This window comes from Williamsia sp. M5A3_1d (assembly GCF_053345315.1).
In genome coordinates, this window is record NZ_JBKEZX010000001.1 from 425,974 (window position 1) to 445,767 (window position 19,794).

At 69.8% G+C, this 19,794-nt stretch carries 15 protein-coding genes; 10 read left to right on the forward strand and 5 right to left on the reverse strand.

The genetic code is table 11. The features are described from left to right. Positions 1-293 precede the first annotated feature (293 nt). Entirely contained in the window at positions 294-1,763 is a 1,470-nt protein-coding gene (locus ACLBW1_RS02175; protein ID WP_447809817.1) for a CCA tRNA nucleotidyltransferase, read from the reverse strand. 142 nt (positions 1,764-1,905) lie between these two features. Between ACLBW1_RS02175 and ACLBW1_RS02180 the strand changes: the two genes are divergently transcribed. From ACLBW1_RS02180 to ACLBW1_RS02225, 10 genes are all read left to right on the forward strand, one after another. Then, positions 1,906-3,027: an NUDIX hydrolase gene (locus ACLBW1_RS02180; protein ID WP_447809818.1), complete on the forward strand. Its 1,122-nt coding sequence runs from the start codon at positions 1,906-1,908 to the stop codon at positions 3,025-3,027. Between the two features lie 17 nt (positions 3,028-3,044). Beyond that, complete coding sequence (locus ACLBW1_RS02185) at positions 3,045-5,651, forward strand: DUF6049 family protein (protein ID WP_447809820.1); 2,607 nt, start codon at positions 3,045-3,047, stop codon at positions 5,649-5,651. Continuing rightward, positions 5,644-9,879 (forward strand): murein biosynthesis integral membrane protein MurJ, encoded by a 4,236-nt coding sequence (gene murJ / locus ACLBW1_RS02190; RefSeq protein WP_447809822.1) that lies wholly within the window; start codon positions 5,644-5,646, stop codon positions 9,877-9,879. Before ACLBW1_RS02185 ends, murJ begins: the two co-directional genes overlap by 8 nt. Next, entirely contained in the window at positions 9,876-10,526 is a 651-nt protein-coding gene (locus ACLBW1_RS02195) for a DNA-3-methyladenine glycosylase I (protein WP_447809823.1), read from the forward strand. The genes murJ and ACLBW1_RS02195 overlap by 4 nt, the downstream gene beginning before the upstream one ends. A 10-nt stretch (positions 10,527-10,536) precedes the next feature. Next, positions 10,537-11,628, forward strand: coding sequence for an NAD(P)H-dependent flavin oxidoreductase (locus ACLBW1_RS02200; RefSeq protein ID WP_447809824.1), 1,092 nt, complete (start codon positions 10,537-10,539; stop codon positions 11,626-11,628). Positions 11,629-11,688: 60 nt separating this feature from the next. Next, entirely contained in the window at positions 11,689-12,324 is a 636-nt protein-coding gene (gene sigM, locus ACLBW1_RS02205; protein WP_447809825.1) for an RNA polymerase sigma factor SigM, read from the forward strand. A 94-nt stretch (positions 12,325-12,418) separates the two neighbouring features. After that, positions 12,419-13,225 carry an anti-sigma factor family protein gene (locus ACLBW1_RS02210; RefSeq protein WP_447809827.1) on the forward strand — a complete coding sequence of 269 codons (807 nt, stop codon included), beginning with the start codon at positions 12,419-12,421 and terminating at the stop codon, positions 13,223-13,225. 66 nt (positions 13,226-13,291) lie between these two features. After that, positions 13,292-14,281: a thioredoxin-disulfide reductase gene (trxB, locus tag ACLBW1_RS02215; protein WP_447809829.1), complete on the forward strand. Its 990-nt coding sequence runs from the start codon at positions 13,292-13,294 to the stop codon at positions 14,279-14,281. A gap of 75 nt (positions 14,282-14,356) precedes the next feature. Next, positions 14,357-14,704 (forward strand): thioredoxin, encoded by a 348-nt coding sequence (gene trxA / locus ACLBW1_RS02220; RefSeq protein WP_447809831.1) that lies wholly within the window; start codon positions 14,357-14,359, stop codon positions 14,702-14,704. A 176-nt stretch (positions 14,705-14,880) separates the two neighbouring features. Beyond that, positions 14,881-16,059, forward strand: coding sequence for a peptidoglycan-binding protein (locus ACLBW1_RS02225; RefSeq protein WP_447809833.1), 1,179 nt, complete (start codon positions 14,881-14,883; stop codon positions 16,057-16,059). Positions 16,060-16,062: 3 nt separating this feature from the next. Here ACLBW1_RS02225 and ACLBW1_RS02230 read toward each other — a convergent pair whose 3' ends face one another. The 4 genes from ACLBW1_RS02230 to rsmG all read right to left on the reverse strand — a co-directional run bounded on the left by ACLBW1_RS02230 (position 16,063) and on the right by rsmG (position 19,734). Continuing rightward, positions 16,063-16,767: a hypothetical protein gene (locus tag ACLBW1_RS02230; protein WP_447809835.1), complete on the reverse strand. Its 705-nt coding sequence runs from the start codon at positions 16,765-16,767 to the stop codon at positions 16,063-16,065. A gap of 162 nt (positions 16,768-16,929) precedes the next feature. Further along, entirely contained in the window at positions 16,930-17,946 is a 1,017-nt protein-coding gene (locus ACLBW1_RS02235; protein ID WP_447809836.1) for a ParB/RepB/Spo0J family partition protein, read from the reverse strand. Next, positions 17,943-18,983 (reverse strand): ParA family protein, encoded by a 1,041-nt coding sequence (locus ACLBW1_RS02240; RefSeq protein WP_447809838.1) that lies wholly within the window; start codon positions 18,981-18,983, stop codon positions 17,943-17,945. Before ACLBW1_RS02240 ends, ACLBW1_RS02235 begins: the two co-directional genes overlap by 4 nt. 70 nt (positions 18,984-19,053) lie before the next feature. After that, positions 19,054-19,734: a 16S rRNA (guanine(527)-N(7))-methyltransferase RsmG gene (gene rsmG / locus ACLBW1_RS02245; RefSeq protein ID WP_447809840.1), complete on the reverse strand. Its 681-nt coding sequence runs from the start codon at positions 19,732-19,734 to the stop codon at positions 19,054-19,056. Positions 19,735-19,794 lie beyond the last annotated feature (60 nt).

Below are 19,794 nucleotides of genomic sequence, written 5' to 3' on the forward strand. Positions count from 1 at the left end.
GCGGTCCCGTGAATGGTGACCATGTGTACGTGTCCCGTCTTGCCCTCGCCGTTTCGCAGCCGCACAGCAGCGGATCGGTTCACGCTGCTTGGTGATCGCATCCGGGGTGTCCGGAGGGTCGATCGTGCGGGTCACGGAGGAGGAGGGGAGTAGTCGTTCGCGAGGCCAGTGTCTCGACCTGACCCCAGAGTAGCGACATCTGGGCCATACGTCACGGCCCGGTAACCGTCCGCGGCTCGTTTGATAACGAAACGGTTACGCCATGGAGCGTTGTCAGATGATGTCGACAGCGGTCATGGCGCCGGGCGATCTGGCTGCTGCGACCACCACGCGAGCAGGGCGGCCTCCGCCTCGTCGCGCTCGAGCGGGCCGCGATCGAGCCGCAGCTCCTTGAGGTGTCGCCATGCACGCCCCACGATCGGGCCCGCGGGCACGCCCAGCAGCTCCATGATCGCGTTGCCGTCGAGATCGGGCCGTACCCGCTGCAGATCCTCCTGTTCGGCGAGCACGGCGATGCGTCGCTCGAGGTCGTCGTAGGTGCGTTGCAGCCGCTGAGCTCGACGTTTGTTGCGCGTCGTGCAGTCGGCACGGACCAGCTTGTGCAGGCGCGGCAGCAGGTCGCCGGCGTCGGTGACATACCGCCGGACCGCCGAATCGGTCCACCTGCCCTCGTCGTAGCCGTGGAAGCGCAGATGCAGGAACACCAGGGTGGCGATCTCCTCGATCACCGCCTTCGGATACTTCAACGACTTGAGCCGCTTGCGCACCATCTTCGCGCCGACGACCTCGTGGTGATGGAAGCTCACCCCACCGTCGGGTTCGTGCCTCCGCGTGGCCGGTTTGCCGATGTCGTGCAGCAGCGCCGCCCACCGCAGCACGAGATCGGGATCACCCTCCTCGAGATCGATCGCCTGCTGCAACACCGTCAACGAATGCCAGTAGACGTCCTTGTGCTGGTGGTGCTCGTCGATCGCCAGCTTCATACCCGGGATCTCCGGCAGCACCCGCTCGGCGAGGCCGGTGTCGGTCAGCGCCACGACGCCCTCGACCGCGTGCTCACCGAGGATCATCTTGTCGAGTTCGGCGGCGACACGCTCGACCGTGATGCGCTGTATCTCATCGGCCATCTCGGAGATGGCGGTGATCACCCGCGGGGCCGGGGTGAACCCCAACTGCGCGACGAACCGCACCGCACGCAGCATCCGCAACGGGTCGTCGGTGAACGACACCTCCGGCGGCGACGGGGTGTCCAGCACCCCGCGGACCAGATCGGCCATCCCGTCGAGCGGGTCGATGAACTCCTGCTCACCGCCGGCGCCGACACGCACCGCCATGGCGTTGACCGTGAAATCCCGACGCACCAGATCACCCTCGAGGGTGTCGCCGAACTCGACCAGTGGATTGCGTGTCACCTGGTCGTAGGTGTCGGCACGGAAGGTCGTGATCTCGATCTGTTGGCCCGCGCGCGACGCGCTGACCGTGCCGAACTCGATCCCGGTGTCCCAGACGGCGTCGGCCCACCCGCGCAGCAGGGCCTGTACATCGGCCGGTCTGGCGTCGGTCGTGAAGTCCAGATCGGTCCCCAGCCGGCCCAACACCGCGTCGCGCACCGAGCCCCCCACAAGAAACAAGGAGAAACCGCGTTCGGCGAAACGGTCACCGAGAGGTGTCAGGACGTCGGCGAACTGTCGCAACGAGATCGCCGCGTTCGTCAGCAGACGGGTGCGGCGCTCGTCGGAGGACTGACCGGCCGATGCTGTCACGAGGAGACAGCCTACCGACCCCTCGACCGCGTGGTCCGCGTCGCCGACCTCGCGGTTCTCGCCGCCACGACCCTCGCCGTTCTCCGAACCGGAACACTCGCCGTTCTCCGAACGGGCGGTTACAGGCGGCTAGCATCGTGGGGTGTCAGCCGAACCCACCGAGCCGAATCGCGATGTCGCAGGACATCCGCGTCGTCGGCGCGGCAAGAGGCGCGGCGGCCGCAGGCGGGGTTCCGCGACGGCCACAGGCATCGTCGCCGTCCCCGACGCCCACTCGACCGCCGACGACGCCACGACCACGGGCACCAGCTCGGGCCAGGACGCCTCGACCGCGGCCCGCACGGCGTCGGACAGCCCCACCCCGACACGGTCGGACATCCCCTCCGGCGGATCCCGACGCGGGCGTCGGGGTCGACGCCGCAAGCCGAGCCGCCCCACCACCGACACCCCCGACAACACCGTCGCCGGTGCACGCGAGAGCGATGGCGACGTCACCGTCGCGGTCAAACCGTCGGACCTCTCGGCGGCCGTCCGCCCCGCGGGCCGGGCGCCCCGATCGACCCCGGGCGACCCCGAGGCCGGACCGCGACTGCGCACCGTCCGCGAGACGTCGGCCGGCGGCCTGGTGGTGTCGAACATCGACGGTCCGGCCGACGACCGGTGTGCCGCACTCATCGGCCGCGTCGACCGACGGGGTCGCATGATGTGGTCACTTCCGAAGGGGCACATCGAGACCGGGGAGACCGTCGAGCAGACCGCGATGCGTGAGGTCGCCGAGGAGACCGGTATCGAGGGCACCGTCGTCGCCTCGCTGGGCAAGATCGACTACTGGTTCGTCAGCGAGGGCAAGCGGATCCACAAGACCGTGCACCACTACCTGATGCGATCGATCGGCGGTGAACTCTCCGATGCCGACTACGAGGTCGCCGAGGTGGCCTGGGTGCCGTTGTCGGATCTACCGAAGAAGCTGACCTATTCCGACGAACGCCGCCTCGCGCGTGCCGCCGCCGACGTCCTGGACTCCCTGAGCCAGGATCCCGAACTGCTCGCGCGCTCCGAGGCCGACAACGTCCGCACCGAGCCCAACGAGTACGAGAAGGCCGCTGCCGCCCGCAACCAACGTCGCAAGGATCCGGTACGGGCACCACGTCCTCGCCGACGTCGTCGCGGTCCGCGACGTCCGGCGGCCGACGGCTCCACCGGTCAGGCCCCCGCGCACCCCGAACCGGCACGGGGCACCCACGAGCCGCGTCACGACGGATGACCCGGCATCGACCGCCGGTGGGACGCGTCCGGATCACCGGTGCGCGGGCCGCCGCGACACTGCTCGCCGCGATGGTGTCGGCGATGTGGATCGCCGGGACCGGCCCTGTCGGCGCCACACCGTTCCCCGAACCCGCCGAGTTCGTCAACGTCGCCATCGATTCGGTGTCACCCTCCACGGTGACCACATCGAGCCCGTCGACGGTCACGGTCACCGGCACGCTCACCAACGTCGGCGACCGACCGGTGCGCGATCTGGTGATGCGTCTGCAACGCGGCGACGCGGTGCAGACGTCGACGGGTCTGCGTTCGTCCCTCACCCGCGACACCGCGCAGTACGAGGTGACGACACCGTTCCGCGACGTCGCGTCCGAACTGGACCCGGGGCAGCGCAGGGCGTTCTCGCTCACCGTCCCGCTGTCCGCTTCCGAGACCCCGGCCGCCGGTCCCCGGTCCGCGGGCGGCACAGCAGGACTCGGTATCGACACCCCCGGCGTCTACCCCCTGCTGGTCAATCTCAACGGGACCCCCGACTACGGCGAGGCCGCGCGACTCGACGACTCCCGCACGCTGCTGTCGGTGCTGGGCCTGCCGCCCGACCGGGGTCGCGCGACGAGCGCGGCCGGTGCAGCGGCCGCGGGATCGAACGGTGCGCCCGGCGTCGGCACCGACGGGTCGGTGGCACCGACGGTCTCCACGCCCACCCAGTTCACCCTGCTGTGGCCGCTGGCCGCGCCCGGCCAACTCGCCCCGGGAGTGCCCGGTGGTGCCGACACCGACGTCCGCCTCGTCAGCGACGACCTCGCCACCTCGCTGAAGACCGGCGGAAGGCTCGACGGTCTGCTCACCACCCTCGACGCCGCGACATCGACCGCGGACGCACCGCTGACCCGCAGCGCGTGCATCGCCGTCGACCCCGACCTGTTGGTGACGGTGCAGGCGATGACCACGGGGTACGTGATCTCACGCGATCCCACCGATCCGCGATCGGCCACCCGCGAGGGAACCGGCTCGGCCGCGGCGCGGGCGTGGCTGGAACGGTTGCGGACGATGGCCCAACGGCTCTGCGTGGTCGCGCTGCCGTTCGGTCAGGTCGATCTCGACACCCTCGCCGCGGCCGCCGACCCGGCCCTGACCCGCACCGGCCTGACGTCGCCCGCCGAGATCGTCGACACCATCCTCGGCGTCACCAGCCTGCGTGATCTCGTGGTGCCCACCAGCGGCGCTCTCGACACGACCGCGGCCCGGCTGCTCACCTCGAACCGACTCGATCGTGCGCTCGTCGCCTCGTCGTCGCTCCGCACCGCGACGCCGTCGGGGACCGGGCAGTACCGCGCGGCCGATGTCGGTGTCGCGACCTACGACCCCTCGCTCACCACCGCACTGGCCGCGATGGGCGCCGCGCCCTCGACCCCGGCGATCACGCCGGAGGACCAGCGGTTCGACCTCGGCTCCGAGTCGCAGGACAGCCGGCGCGTCGCGGCCACCTCGGCGCTCACCTACTCGGCCATCGCACCGACCACGGGTTCGGCGGCCGCGCGCATCGGCGCACCGGTCGACACGCCGGTGGTGGGACGCAGCGAGATCGTGGTGCCGCCCGCGGTGTGGTCGGCCTCGGCCGACGACGCCCGCGCCGTGCTCGACACCGCCACGCTCCTGCTCGACGCCGGACTCGCCACGCCCCGGCCACTGGGAACCGTCGCCGCAGACCTCACCGACACCTCGACGACCGCCGAACTGCAGACGCCGCCCGACACCACCGTCGGTCTGACCACACTCGACGCCGACACCACCGCGATGATCACCCGGGCGACGTCGATGATCTTCCAGATCGAGGCATCGATGGTGGCGCGCAACGACGTCGCGATGTCTCCACGTACCTACGTCGCCCCGCTGGTGGAGGACCTGATCCGCGCCATGCGCTCCGCCCCGGTCGCCGATGCGGCCGACCGGCGCGCGACGGTGGCGACGGCACGGGCACGTGTGGGAGCGGTCGACCGGGCCGTCGACCGGATGCGTGATTCGGTCGGCATCCTCGATCCCGGGGGCAAGTACACGCTCGCCTCCGAACGCAGTCCGCTGTTGCTCGTGGTGCGCAACGACCTACCGCTGTCGATCCGCGTGCGCCTCGACACGGCGGCACCGCCGGATCTCGACGTCGGGGACATCGGCGTCATCGAGATACCGCCGAAGGGGACCCGGCAGATCCAGCTGCCGACGCAGGCCCGCTCGTCGTCGTCGATGACGGTCAACATCGCGTTGGTGACCTCCAGTGGTGTGGCGATGGGCAGTCCGATCGAGTTGTCAGTACATTCCAACGCTTATGGGAAGGCGTTGTTCGTCATCACGATCTGTGCCGGTGTGCTGTTGGTCCTGCTGGCGGGCCGGCGGCTGTGGCATCGATTCCGGGGACAGCCCGATCCCGCCGACTTCGACCGGCCCGAACCCGATGAGCGTGAGCGCCTGATGGCCGACAGCCGGTACCTGCACGGCGGATACGCGAGCGCAGGTGCCGACACGATCGAGCACCCGTTCCCCCGGATCCGTTCGGCCGGCGACCCCGACCGCCCGCACGACCCCGACCACACCGGCGATCCCCGACACCCGGGCGGCCGTGATGACTGACGGCCACGACGGCACCACGGGCGATCGCGACGACCGCGGCCCCGACACCGGCTCCCGGGCGGCGCCGCGTCGGATCCCGGCGACCGGCGAGCCGCTCGGTGATCCCGCCCACGGTCGGGCCGCGCCGCGCTCCATCCGCCCTGCGGGACAGCGCCCCCCCGATCCCGTTGCGCAGGAACCGGAGTCGACGCGGTCGCGCCGCCGTGCGCGCGTCGAACCACCGCGCGTGCCCCCGCGGGAGACCGGTGCGCGGCGCCGTCCGCCGCCGTTCTCCGAGGTGGGCCGCCGGACGGGATGGGACGGCACGGAGTGGGATGACGCCGCCGACCCGCCGACCCGCCGGATCGCCACCGTCGAACCGCCGCACGCCGATCCGGGTGACATCGGCGAGGTGGAGATCAGCGACGAGACGATCCGCGCACGCAAGCTCCGGCCCACCGCGCGGCCCGATGACCGCGCGCGGAAGCGGTCCGATGATCCCGCGCGGGCGCGGCCCGATGACTCAGACGCGAGCGTGTTGCGGACCAGTGGGTCGATCGCCCTCGCGACCCTGATCAGTCGCATCAGCGGTTTCGTCCGCACCATCCTGGTGTTGGCGATGCTGGGGCCCGCGGTGGCGTCGTCGTTCCAGGCCGCCTATGTGCTGCCCAGCATCGTCGCCGAGGTGGTCCTCGGTGCGGTGCTGACGGCCATCGTGATCCCGGTCCTGGTGCGTGCCGAGGCCGAGGACCCCGACGGCGGAACCGATTTCATCAACCGGATCTTCACCCTCGCGCTCACCACCCTCGGTGTCGCGACGGTGGTGGCGCTGGTCGCCGCTCCGCTGCTGACCTACCTCAACCTCGGCGACGGGCAGGTCAACCGCGATCTCGCGACCGCTCTGGCCTACCTGCTGCTGCCGGAAATTCTCTTCTACGGGATGTCGGCGCTGTTCACCGCGATCCTCAACATGAAGGGCGCGTTCCGCCCCGGGGCCTGGGCACCGGTGTGCAACAACATCGTCCAGATCACCACGCTCATCGTGTTCGCCCTGGTCCCCGGCGAGATCTCGCTGAACCCGGTCCGCATGGGCGACCCGAAGCTGCTCGTGCTCGGTGTCGGGACCACGCTCGGCGTGGTGTGCCAGGCCGCGATCCTCCTGCCTGCGCTGCGCCGGGCAGGGGTGAAGCTGCGACTGCGGTGGGGCCTCGACGCCCGCCTGCGCGCGTTCGGACGGATGGCCGCGGCGATCGTCCTGTACGTCGCGGTGCTGCAGGTCGGGTTCTTCATCACCTACCGGATCGCCTCGCACGCCGACGCGTCGGGGGTCAGCGTCTACGCGACCCACTGGCAGTTGCTGCAGCTGCCCTACGGCGTTCTGGGCGTGACCATCCTGACCGCGATCATGCCGCGCCTCTCGCGCAACGCCGCGGCCAAGGACACCCACTCGGTCGTCGACGATCTGTCGCTGTCGACGCGCCTGACGATGGTGGCGCTGCTGCCGATCATCACGTTCATGACGTTCTTCGGACCCGCGATCGCCATCGCCATCTTCAACTTCGGGCGGTTCGACCTGTCGGCGGCCGACCAGCTGGGGTCGGTGCTGAGCTGGGGCGCGTTCACGATCATCCCGTATTCGATGACCCTGGTGCAGCTACGTGTCTTCTACGCCCGCGAGGACGCCTGGACGCCCACGGCCATCGCCGTCGGCATCACCCTCGTGAAGTCGGTGTCGTCGTATCTCGGGCCGGTGCTGTTCGACGACGGTCAGGACGTGGTCCGCTGGCTCGCCTTCTCCAACGGCCTCGGCTACGTCGTCGGGGCGATCGTCGGACACATGTTGCTGCGGCGCCGGCTCGGGCGGATCCGCATGACGAACGTCTCGCGCACCACCCTGCTCACCCTGGCCGCGTCAGTGGCCGGGTGTGCGCTCGTGTGGGGGGTCTCGCAGGTGTCCGGCCTGCACCGGTTCGCCTCCGACCACGGCAAGATCGGATCGCTGGCGTACCTGGTGTTCACCGCGGTGGTCGCCCTCGGACTCGTCTACACCGCGCTGGTCCTCCTGCGGATCCCCGACGTGATCGCCGTCAGTGTCAGCGTCCGCCGCATGCTGGGCCGGTTCGTCCCCGCCGTCGCCCCGAAGTCGCAGCCCGCCGACGAATCGATCGCCGAGATGACCGTCGCGTTCCCGCGGATCACCGGTGACGAGAGCCTCCCCTATTCTGGGCAGGTACAGGTGTTGCGTCGATTCGATCGCGGTACCGCCAGCTGGCAGGCATATTCGGTACACACCGGTGGTGCGGCGGGCGGATCGTCGCCCGATGCGCCACGGGATCTGCGGTATCGACGGAGAGGAGTTGGCCTCGTGGGTGACAACCGCGTCGACCCGGAGAAGAGTGTCGACCCGGGCACCGGCGGTGTGGATCCGCGAGTCGACCATGGTGGTCTGCACGACCTCCCGGGGTCGGTGAACACCGATCCCCGTCTGCGCGCCCTGCGACCTGACGGGTCACCGTCCCGACCCGATGCGGTCGCGTCCGCCGACGACACCGCGACCCGGGCCCATCCCGCGGTCGGTGCTCCCGGTTCCGCCGCACCGCCGGTCGCCGATGCTCCTGCGGCACCGGTCCCCCCGACGGGTCAGAACGCTGGCGCCGCCCCGGCGCCGACCGACGCACCGTTACGCCGCGGACCGCGTCTGGTGCCCGGTGCCGCCGTCGCCGGTGGCCGCTACCGACTCCTCCAGGCGCACGGTGGGACCCGGGGACTGCAGTTCTGGCGGGCACGCGACATCAATCTCGACCGCGACGTCGCCCTGACCTTCGTCGACGCCGATCAGCACGCACCGCCGCCGGAACCCGGTGCGGCCGTGGGTGTCCGCGGCGAGGGACCGCAGGCCGTGTTGTCCCGCACGCTCCGACTCGGTCGGGTCAACTCGCCCGGTATCGCCCGGGTCCTCGACGTGGTCCGCGGTTCGTCGGGTGGGATCGTGGTCGCCGAATGGGTGTCGGGTTCGTCCCTGGCCGAGGTCGCCAAGACCAATCCGTCACCGGTCGGCGCCGCGCGCGCCGTCCGCGCCCTGGCCGCCGCAGCCGAGGCCGCCCACCGGACCGGCAGCTCGCTGTCGATCGACCACCCCGACCGCATCCGTATCTCCCGCGAGGGCAATGCGGTACTGGCGTTCCCCGGCACCATCGCCGGCGACGACAAGACCACCGACGTACGCGGACTCGGGGCGGTGCTCTACGCGTTGCTCCTCGCACACTGGCCGCTCGACCCCGACGGCGCGGCGAAGGCCATCACCAGCGCGACGACCGGCGAACCCATCGGCGGCCTGCCGGTGGCCGAGCCGTCGGCGGCCGGCATCCCCAAGGAACCACGCGCGGTCCGATCCGACGTGCCGTTCGAGATCTCCGCCGTCGCGGCCCGCGCCCTGGAGGGCAACAGCGGGATACGCACGGCCGCAACCATCCAACACGTTCTCGACCAGGCGACCGTGGTGGACCAGAAGACCGACCTGATGCCCGTCATCGGTGACGACACCGAGCGTCCCGCACCTGCCTCGAACGTCTCCGCACAGGCCGCGGGTCGAGGTGGTTCCCGCCTGTCGCTCTCGAACCGCTCACCGCGATCGATGCGGGTACTCGCCATCTCCGCCGCCGCGGGCCTGGTGATCCTGCTGCTGGTGATCGCCCTCATCGTCTGGCTCACCGACACCGTCGGATCATCCGACGAGCCCACCGACATCGACTCGATCATCACCTCGTCGGCACAGCCGGGTCAGTCCGGTGCCGCGGCGGCACCTGCGGGCGCGGTGGGGCTGCGGGCGGTCACGGTGGTCGACTACTCCGACCAGACCGCCGATTCGAGCACGAACGTCGGCAACATCATCACCGGACAGGGCCCGGCGTGGAGCACCGACACCTATCGGGGCGGGCCGCGTTTCGGCAACCTCAAGAACGGTCTGGGGCTGATGTTCACGCTTGACCGCGCGGCCGCGGTGCGCACGGTCACGGTGCGGACACCCAATCCCGGTATCGCGCTGCAGATCCGGATGTCGCCGTCGGCATCGGCCGGTTTCGGCGAGACCACCCAGGTCGCCGCAGCCACCGTCGACCGCCCGACCACCACGATCACTGTCGCGCAGCCTCGTTCGGCGCCGTACGTGCTGGTGTGGCTCACCTCGCTGCCGCAGGGCGCCCGGGGCGGGTTCCAGGGGACCATCAGCCAGATCAGCATGGGCAGTTGACGGCAGATCCCCTCGGTGTGACCGTCTGCGAGGACGGTCTGGCCCGCCCGCCGTGGGCGGTGACCCCGGGCATGATGCGGGACTACTACGACACCGAGTGGGGCATGCCCGTCCGCGGCGAGTCCGCACATTTCGAGCGTCTCTGTCTCGAGGGTTTCCAGTCGGGGCTGTCGTGGGCGACCATCCTGCGCAAACGCCCCGCGTTCCGAGAGGTGTTCTGCGACTTCGACGTCGACACCGTCGCCGCCTTCGGTGAGGCCGACGTCGAGCGCCTTCTTGGCGATGCGCGGATCATCCGCCATCGCGGCAAGATCGAGGCCACCATCGGCAACGCCGCCGCGACGATCGCCCTGCGCACCGACACACCGGGCGACGGTGTCGAGGGGGGCCTGGTGTCGCTGCTGTGGTCGTTCCAGCCCGATCGCACCCCCACACCCGAGACGATGGCCGACGTCCCGACATCGTCACCGGAGTCGGTGGCGATGTCGAAGGAGCTGCGACGCAGAGGTTTTCGCTTCGTCGGCCCCACGACCATGTACGCGCTGATGGAGGCGCTGGGTGTCGTCGACACCCACCTGGTGGGGTCGTTCCGGCGCGGATCGTCGGGGGTGTGGGCACCCGACGGGACGCCGCGGTCACGGCGGTAGCGTCACAGGGGTGAGTGCACAGCTGCGCGATCTGGCCATCCCGCTCATCGGTGCCCCGATGGCCGGCGGACCCACCACCGACGAACTCGTCGCTGCCGTCGGCGAGGCGGGCGGGATGGGTTTCCTCGCCACCGCCTATCGGTCAGCCGAGCAGATCACGGCGTCGATCGACGCCGTGCGGAGGCGCGGTGTTCAGCGATTCGGCGCCAACCTGTTCGTCCCGGACGCCCCGGATGCGCACGATCCCGATCCGGCGGGGGTCGCGCGATACGCCGACGCCCTCGCGCCCTGGGCCCGGGCCGCGGGCGTCACCGTCCCGGACGTCCCGTCGTTCTCGACTGCCGAGTACTCCGCCGCACTCGATGTGGTCGTCGAGCGGCGGGTGCCGTGGGTGTCGTTCACGTTCGGTCTGCCCGCACCGGATGACGTCGACCGTCTCCGCGAGGTCGGCGCCACGATCGTCGTGACGGTCACCTCCGTCGCCGACGCGCACGCCGCGGTCGAGCGGGGCGCCGACGTCCTCTGGGTGCAGGGTCCGGCCGCGGGCGGCCATCGCTCGACCTTCGCGGTGGCGCAGACACCGCCGGAGGACCCCCTCGACGACCTGCTGCGCGCGATCGTCGACGCCCTACCGACACCGGTGATCGCCGCCGGGGGAGTCGCCGACGGATCCGACGTGGCGCGACTCCTCGGGCTCGGCGCCCACGCCGTCGGCATCGGCACCCTGTTGTTGCGCACCCCTGAGGCCGGCACCAGCGTTCCGTATCGTCGTGCGCTCACCGAGGCCGCACACCCGGACTCCCGGGCCCACACCGTGCTCACCCGCGCGTTCTCGGGACGCCCCGCCCGGGGACTCGCCAACCGCTTCCACCATGAGCTCGGCCACCTCGCGCCCTCGGCGTTCCCCGAGATCAACACGCTGACCGGACCCATCCGGCGGGCGGCGACCGCAGCCGACGACCCCGAGGCCATCACGCTGTGGGCGGGCGAGGGGTTCGCATCCGCCCGCGAGGTACCGACCGCGACCGTGATCAGCGATCTCTGGGCCTCGGCGGTCGAGCACGGCGCGGACGAACACCGAACGATGCACAACAGAGGTTGATCCACAGGCGACGCCACACTCCGGATGCGAACGTTCCCGACTCCACTACCGTGGCTGACCATGACCGATTCGGGGGCCGGTGCCGGCACCACGGGGTCGTCGGCCACCCGGACGCCCACCGACGAGCAGCTGCTCGCCGCGCATCTGCGTGGTGACCCGCGGGCCTTCGGCCAGCTCATCCGCCGCCACCAGAACTATCTCTGGGCCGTCGCCCGCCGGAGCAGTCACAACTCCGAAGACGCCTCCGACGCGCTCCAGGAAGCTCTCCTGAAGGCCCACCGCAACGCCGCGAGCTTCCGGGCCGACGCACAGGTCCGATCGTGGCTCCATCGCATCGTGGTCAACTGCGCACTGGATCGGGTGCGCCACAACACGCTCCGCCACACCGTCCCCATCCCCGAGTTCGACATCGCCGCCCTGGCCGATCCGAGGGACGCGACCGCCGAAATCGACACCCGGCTCGCCGTCGACCGGGCGCTCGAGACGCTGCCCACCGATCAGCGAGACGCCGTCCTGGCGGTCGACGTCGAGGGATACTCGGTCACCGACGCCGCCGCGATGCTCGGGGTCCCCACCGGGACCATCAAGAGCCGATGCGCACGCGGACGCGCGAAGCTCGCGGTCGCGCTCGGCCACCTGCGGGAACCCGACGACTTCCCTCCCGGTGGGAACCCATCGATCCCGGTCGGCGTCTGATGGGTATGGGTGTGCGAAATGTGTACGTCGGGGTCACCTCCGAGGAGACCGGCGCCGACGTGCCCGCAGCGTCGAGTCGGGGACGGGGGAGGCGATGACCGACGATCCTTCTGGACCCGATCCCTTCCCGGGCCCGCCGTTCCCGATCGACCTCATCGCCGACCTGCATGCCGGTGTCCTCCCCGACGACGAGGCGGCCGCTCTGTGGCCCCGTGTACGTGCCGACCCTGCCGCCCGACGGGTTCTCGACGCCCTCGACGCCACCCGCGCCGATCTCGCCGCCGTCCCGGTGGCCGACGAGCCGCCCCCGGCCGCCGTCAGCGCAGCGATCGAGGCGACGCTCGCAGGTCTCGACGGGGAGCAGGGCGCCTCGGCGTCCGCGCCCCGGACGGAACCGGAGGTCGAGTCCCTCGCCGACGCCCGCGCGCGTCGCCGTGACGCCGGGCGCCGTCGTGGTCTGCTCATCGCGTTGGCCGCCGCCGCCGTCATCTCGGTGGTCACGCTCGTGGTCGCGATCTCCACGGCGTCGATGTCGTCGCAGGGGACCGTCACCAACGCCGAACCCTCATCCACCCCGACCTCGTCCGGCGACCGCACCGGCGCCGACACCTCGCCCGTCGCCCTGCTGTCGGTGCTGGGCCGGACGGGCGCGTCGTTCGACGACGGCCCCGCCGACACCGCCCGCCTGCAACGCTGTCTGTCCGCCAACGGCGTCTCCCCGTCCACCCCGGTGCTCGGCTCGGGCACGCTGACCGTCGACGGTGGGCGGCGCACGGTCGTCCTGCTCGGAACCGGACAGGCCGGACGGTTCGATGCGCTCGTCGTAGGCACCGACTGCGACACCGGCCGGCCGTCGCTGATCAGCCGACAACAGATCGGGGGCGCCCCACCGACGAGGTGAGCCGCGGGAACAGATCCCCTTACCCTTGTGTTGAATCAGCAGATCACGCACGTGGAAAGAGGGCAGATGAGCGACACAGGGACCGAGACGATCCACGATCTCATCATCGTCGGATCCGGACCGGCCGGATACACCGCTGCGGTCTACGCCGCCCGCGCCGAGCTGTCTCCCATCGTCTTCGAGGGCACCCAGTTCGGTGGCGCACTCATGACGACCACCGAGGTCGAGAACTTCCCCGGCTTCCAGCAGGGCATCCAGGGGCCCGCGCTGATGGACGAGATGCGGGAGCAGGCGCTGCGCTTCGGCGCCGATCTGCGCATGGAGGACGTCGACGTCATCCGGGCCGAGGGGGACATCAAGGAGGTCGAGGTCGGCGGCGAGGTGTACCGCAGCCGGGCACTCGTCCTCGCGATGGGCGCGGCAGCCCGCTACCTCGATGTCCCCGGCGAGTCCGATCTGCTGGGCCGCGGTGTCTCCGCGTGCGCCACCTGCGACGGTTTCTTCTTCAAGGATCAGGACATCGCCGTCATCGGTGGCGGTGACTCCGCCATGGAGGAGGCGACCTTCCTCACCAAGTTCGCCCGCAGCGTCACCCTCGTGCACCGTCGCGAGGAGTTCCGCGCGTCGAAGATCATGCTCGAACGCGCGAAGGCCAACGACAAGATCCGGTTCGTCACCAACGCCGGCATCAACCGTGTGCTCGGCGAGACCTCGGTGACCGGCCTCGAGCTGATCGACACCGTGACCGGTGAGACGTCCACGCTCGACGTCACCGGCATGTTCGTGGCCATCGGTCACGACCCGCGCAGCGGCCTGGTCGCCGGGCAGGTCGACCTCGACGACGACGGATACGTCCGCACGGTGGGGGGCACCACCGCCACCAGCATCGACGGTGTGTTCGCCGCGGGTGATCTCGTCGACCACCGCTACCGCCAGGCCATCACCGCGGCGGGCACCGGCTGCAGCGCTGCGATCGACGCCGAGCGGTGGCTGGCCGAGCGCGCCGACGCCACCACGCACGTCGACGCCGACGTCGCGGTCGCATCGCTCGCCTGACCGTCCACTCTCGGGATCCCGGCATCCCGCCGATCCCCGCCACAAGCCACGTTTCCACTAGAGGAGGAACACACAATGGGTGCAAACACAGTCGTCGTCACCGACGCGACCTTCAAGTCCGAGGTCCTCGGCGCCGACAAGCCGGTGCTGGTCGACTTCTGGGCCACCTGGTGCGGACCGTGCAAGATGGTCGCCCCGGTGCTCGAGGAGATCGCCGCCGACAACGGTGACAAGCTCACCGTCGCCAAGCTCGATGTGGACGAGAACCCCAACATCGCACGGGATTTCAAGATCATGTCGATCCCCACGATGATCCTGTTCGAGAACGGTCAGCCGACCAAGACGATCGTCGGGGCCAAGGGCAAGGCAGCGCTCCTGCGTGAGCTCGACACCGTCCTCGGCGCCGAGAAGCCCACGGTCTGACCCACCGGCCGACTGGTTCGGCCGATCAACACACATCGGGTGTGCGTGGCTGTCGCCGCGCGCACCCGATGCCGTGTGGGGGACCTGACGAGCGTGTTGGTCAGGGACCCGTCCACCTGAGACACTGTGATGTCGATGTGCACAGAGGTCGTCGATGTGCGAGAAAGGCTGTGGTGATGGCGCTGTACCGCCTGGGTGATCAGGGGTCTGCTGTCGCTGAGATCCGTTCGATCCTCATCACGCAGGGCCTGCTCCCCGACACCGCCGGTTCGGGTGGCCGTCACAGCGCCGAATCCGAGACCGTCGATGGTCCCGCCGTCTTCGACCACGAGGTCCAGCACGCCGTGCGCACCTTCCAGCAGCACCGTGGCCTCATCGCCGACGGCATCGTGGGCCCGGCGACCTATCGGGTGCTCCGTGAGGCGTCCTACCGCCTCGGAGCCCGGATTCTCACGTTCACACTGTCGGCACCGATGAACGGTGACGACGTCGCGACCCTGCAGTCGCGGCTGCAGAACCTCGGGTACTACACCGGACTCGTCGATGGACAGTTCGGCGCATCGACCGACACCGCGTTGCGGTCGTATCAGAGTGAGTACGGCATGACCCCGGACGGTATCTGCGGCCCGGACACGCTGCGGTCGTTGAACAACCTGGGCACCAAGGTCACCGGTGGGTCGCCGCACGCGATCCGTGAGCACGAGTCGGTTCGCCGTTCGGGTCCGCAGCTGTCGGGCAAACGCGTGGTCATCGATCCCGGCAACGGCGTGGTCGACACCACGGTGAGCCCTGAGACCGCAGCGCTCGAGACGAACATCCTCTGGGACCTCGGGCAGCGGCTCGAAGGGCGTATGGCGGCTGCCGGGGTGGAGACGTTCCTGTCGCGGTCGGTGGCGGACAACCCCGACGATGCCCAACGAGCCCGCACCGCAAACAGTTTCGGCGCCGACCTGGTGATCGCACTCCGGTGCGCGCACCACAAGACCCCGACCGCCGGCGGTGTTGCGACGTTCTACTTCGGCACCCCGCACGGGTCGGTCTCGACGATCGGCGATTCCCTCTCGGGGTACATCCAACGGGAGATCGTGGCCCGGACCCCGCTGCGCGACTGTCGGAGTCACCCCAAGACGTGGGAGATCCTGCGCCTCACCCGGATGCCCGTGGCCCAGATCGACATCGGCTACATCACGAATCCGCACGACGCCGCCGCACTCACCGACCCGCAGATCCGCGACACCATCGCCGACGCCATCCTCGTGGCCGTGAAGCGGCTGTACCTGCTCGGCGAGAACGATCAGCCGACCGGCACCTACACCTTCGCCGACCTCCTGGCGTCGGAGCAGATCACCCGCTGACGATCAGCCGACGGGTACCGCCGTCCGCTCCCGGCCGGTCGCATCGATCGTCGCCATCACGACCAGTCCGGCCAGTGCGCTCTCCACCGCCGACTTCCACCCCAACCCCTCATCGAGTTCCAGACGGAACCGTGGGAAACGGTGGTGCGGTGCCACGAGCTCGAACCCGACGTCGGTGAGGAAATGCGCGTCGGTCATACATCCCGGGCACAGTGTGGAGGAGGGATCCGGGGCGCCGGGGGTCGGGGAGACGAGGTCGTCGGGCTCGTCGCCCGACGACCTGACGATGCCGAAGGACTCGACCGCGCGGACACCGCGCTCGACGAGATCGGCCACGACCGCCGACACCAAGGACTCCGCGGTTCCCTCGAAGCCCGCGTCCACGCGGACCGACGTCAGGAGAACTGCGTCGGCGCTCACGGGGGAAGTGGGGAACAGGCGGGCCCGCGGCACGCGACCCGGCGGTGCGTAGAACGCGGTGCCGATCGTGCGCCCCGTGGTCGACTCGACCGCAACCTGTGCGCACTTGCCCCAGTCGAGCATCACCATCGAGACCCACGCCTCTTTGTCGAACTCGCTGTCGATGACGTAGCCGCTGTCGGGTCCCGGGATTCCGACCGGGTCGACCTCCCAGAAGATGCATTGACGGACGTGGGTCGGCAGCGCCTCGAAACCCTCGAGCCGGAGTGGGCTGATCGAGACGCTCATCGGCATCTCCCGGCGGTTTCCGGCGACACCGCACGGACGGGAGGCGTCGAATCGCCTGATTCCGTTGCGGCACAACATGTGTGGATCGTGACGCCGATCCGCGGACAGCCTCGTGTCACAGTGACGTTTCGCCCCTTGCCACCGGTACGTTGTTTGTCGCGGTCACTTCGACCCATTCTCGGCCAGGAGGTCCACGATGCGCTCGAGGTCGTCGACCGAGCCGAATTCGACCACGATCTTGCCTTTCCGCTTGCCCAGCGACACCGTCACGCGGGTGTCGAGACGGTCGGAGAGCCTCTCGGCCACGTCCTGCAAACCGGGCATCAGCATCGGCTTGCGCTTGGTGGGCGCGCTCGGCGCGGGGGTCGGCCCGTCGTGATTGGCGAGGGTCACCGCCTCCTCCGTGGCGCGCACCGACATGCCCTCAGCCACGACGCGCGCGGCGAGCGCCTCCTGCAGATCCGCGCCGCCCTCCAACGACAACAGTGCGCGGGCGTGACCGGCTGACAGCACGCCGGCAGCGACACGACGTTGCACCGGGATCGGCAGCTTCAGCAGTCGGATCATGTTGGTCACCACCGGACGGGAGCGTCCGAGCCGCGTCGCCAACTCGTCGTGCGTCACCCCGAACTCCTCGAGGAGCTGCTGATACGCGGCCGCCTCTTCCAGGGGGTTCAACTGCACCCGGTGGATGTTCTCCAGGAGCGCGTCCCGGAGCATGTCCTCGTCCTGGGTCTCGCGCACGATCGCTGGGATGGCGGCGAGTCCGGCCACCTGACTGGCTCGCCAGCGTCGCTCACCCATCACCAGTTGGTAGGCGATGTCGCCCACGGGGGAGGGGAGACGGCGTACGACGATGGGCTGCATCAGCCCGAACTCACGGATGGAGTGGACCAGCTCCGCGAGAGCTTCCTCATCGAACGCTGTGCGTGGCTGCTGCGGGTTGGGTTGGATGTGCGCCGGGGGGATCTCGCGATACACCGCACCCGTCTCCGTCGACGCGTCCACCGGCGAGTTCGCATCCGCCGAGGTGGCGACCGATCGAGCCGCACCGCCCCTGCGCGGTGCCTCACCGAGCACCACATCCGCGGCGGCGGCACCGAGCCGCGGTCCCTCGTCCGGGCCGGTGGGAATGAGTGCCGCGAGGCCCCGACCGAGGCCTCCCTTGCGCTGTGTCATGCGTTCCCGCCCTCCTGCCGCGTCGCCGAGGCCCGCATACCAAGCTCACGCCCGGCGTCCAGATAGCTCATGGCGCCACGCGAACCCGGGTCGTACTCGATGATCGTCATGCCGAAACCGGGGGCCTCGGACACCTTCACGCTCCGGGGGATCACCGTGGTCAGCACCTTGTCGCCGAAGTGTCGACGCACCTCGTCGGCCACCTGGTCGGCCAGCTTGGTCCGGCCGTCGTACATGGTGAGGAGCACGGTGGACACCCACAGGTCTTTGTTCAGGTGAGCCTGGACGAGCTCGATGTTCGACAGCAGCTGTCCCACGCCCTCGAGTGCGTAGTACTCGCACTGGATGGGGATGAGGACCTCACGAGCCGCGACCATCGCGTTGACGGTGAGCAGCCCGAGGGACGGCGGGCAGTCGATGATCACGTAGTCGATGTCGTGTGCGCGGATGGTCTCGAGATCGATGGCGTTCCGGAGCCTGGTCTCGCGCGCCACCATCGACACCAATTCGATCTCGGCGCCCGCGAGATCGAGTGTCGCGGGCACGCAGTACAACCGCTCGTGTGCCGGTGAGGTCTGCATCGCCTCGGCGAGGGTGATCTCACCGAGCAGGAGCTCGTACACCGAGGAGATGTCGGGGTCGCGGTGGTCGATGCCCAGCGCGGTACTCGCGTTGCCCTGGGGGTCGAGGTCGATGACCAGGACGCCGAGCCCGTGGAGCGCCAAGGCGGCCGCGATGTTGACCGATGTCGTCGTCTTCCCGACACCACCCTTCTGGTTCGCCACCGTGATGATGCGGGGTTCCACCGGACGCGGGAGCCGGCCCGCCATGCCCTTGGTCAGAACCTGACTAGCACGCTCGGCGGCCGCCGCGATGGGGGTGTCGTGATACTTCCCCGTGGTTTCACGTGAAACGTCGGCGCGTGTTTCACGTGAAACGTTGCGCTCGGCATCGGAGACGACCGAACCGGAGGGGGCACCCCCGTCGGGTGGAATCTGACCCACAGCCACTCTCCTTCGACCCCGCTTGCTCAACATTTTCCGCCCAACCTCCGCACCGCATGAATTCCACCGACCAGACGTGAACCCGCCGCCATGAACGTCACCGTCACCGACGCTTGCCGGGCTTCCCGCGGTATTCGCCGCGTATCACCGTCGTCGCCACGGCAAGAGTATCGGCACCACATGACTCCACGCGCAGGTCGCCCAAGCCCGCCTTCGACAGCGCCGCGCGATGCTTCTCCACCTCGTCTCCCGCCGATGCTCCTTTGATCGCCACCAACTCTCCTCCGGTCCGTAGCAGCGGCAGCGACCACCGGGCCAGACGATCCAGGGGAGCGACAGCCCGAGACGTCACGACGTCCGCTCCACCCGCAGCCGACACGACCTCTTTGTCCTCCGCGCGACCACGGACCACCTGGACATCGATCCCGAGCATCCCCACGATCTCGGTGAGGAAGTCGTGACGGCGGAGAAGCGGTTCGACCAGGGTCACGCGAAGGTCCGGCCGGGCCAGCGCGAGGGGGATGCCTGGCAGACCCGCACCACTTCCGATGTCGACCACGCGAGCATCCGCGGCGATGACCTCCGCCGCCGCCGCACAGTTGAGCACGTGACGCGACCACATCTGACCCACCTCACGGGGGCCGATCAGCCCGCGCACCACACCCGCATCGGCAAGGAAGTCGCGGTAGGTCGCGGCCGACTCGACACGCCCCCCGAACATCGCATGGGCGGCGGCGGCAACGGCGGGGTCGTCGAACTCAGGATCGTGTTTCACGTGAAACATCCTTTCTGGAACCGGGCACAAACGCCACAGGGCCCCGGGGATGACCGGGGCCCTGTGGAC

Bases quoted from the DNA above. Each gene is read 5' to 3' on its own strand.
- ACLBW1_RS02225 (WP_447809833.1), top strand. From the start codon at position 14,881: ATGGCGCTGTACCGCCTGGGTGATCAGGGGTCTGCTGTCGCTGAGATC.
- trxA (WP_447809831.1), top strand. From the start codon at position 14,357: ATGGGTGCAAACACAGTCGTCGTCACCGACGCGACCTTCAAGTCCGAG.
- sigM (WP_447809825.1), top strand. From the start codon at position 11,689: ATGACCGATTCGGGGGCCGGTGCCGGCACCACGGGGTCGTCGGCCACC.
- trxB (WP_447809829.1), top strand. From the start codon at position 13,292: ATGAGCGACACAGGGACCGAGACGATCCACGATCTCATCATCGTCGGA.
- ACLBW1_RS02240 (WP_447809838.1), bottom strand. From the start codon at position 18,983: ATGTTGAGCAAGCGGGGTCGAAGGAGAGTGGCTGTGGGTCAGATTCCA.
- ACLBW1_RS02235 (WP_447809836.1), bottom strand. From the start codon at position 17,946: ATGACACAGCGCAAGGGAGGCCTCGGTCGGGGCCTCGCGGCACTCATT.
- ACLBW1_RS02210 (WP_447809827.1), top strand. From the start codon at position 12,419: ATGACCGACGATCCTTCTGGACCCGATCCCTTCCCGGGCCCGCCGTTC.
- rsmG (WP_447809840.1), bottom strand. From the start codon at position 19,734: ATGTTTCACGTGAAACACGATCCTGAGTTCGACGACCCCGCCGTTGCC.
- ACLBW1_RS02230 (WP_447809835.1), bottom strand. From the start codon at position 16,767: ATGAGCGTCTCGATCAGCCCACTCCGGCTCGAGGGTTTCGAGGCGCTG.
- murJ (WP_447809822.1), top strand. From the start codon at position 5,644: ATGACTGACGGCCACGACGGCACCACGGGCGATCGCGACGACCGCGGC.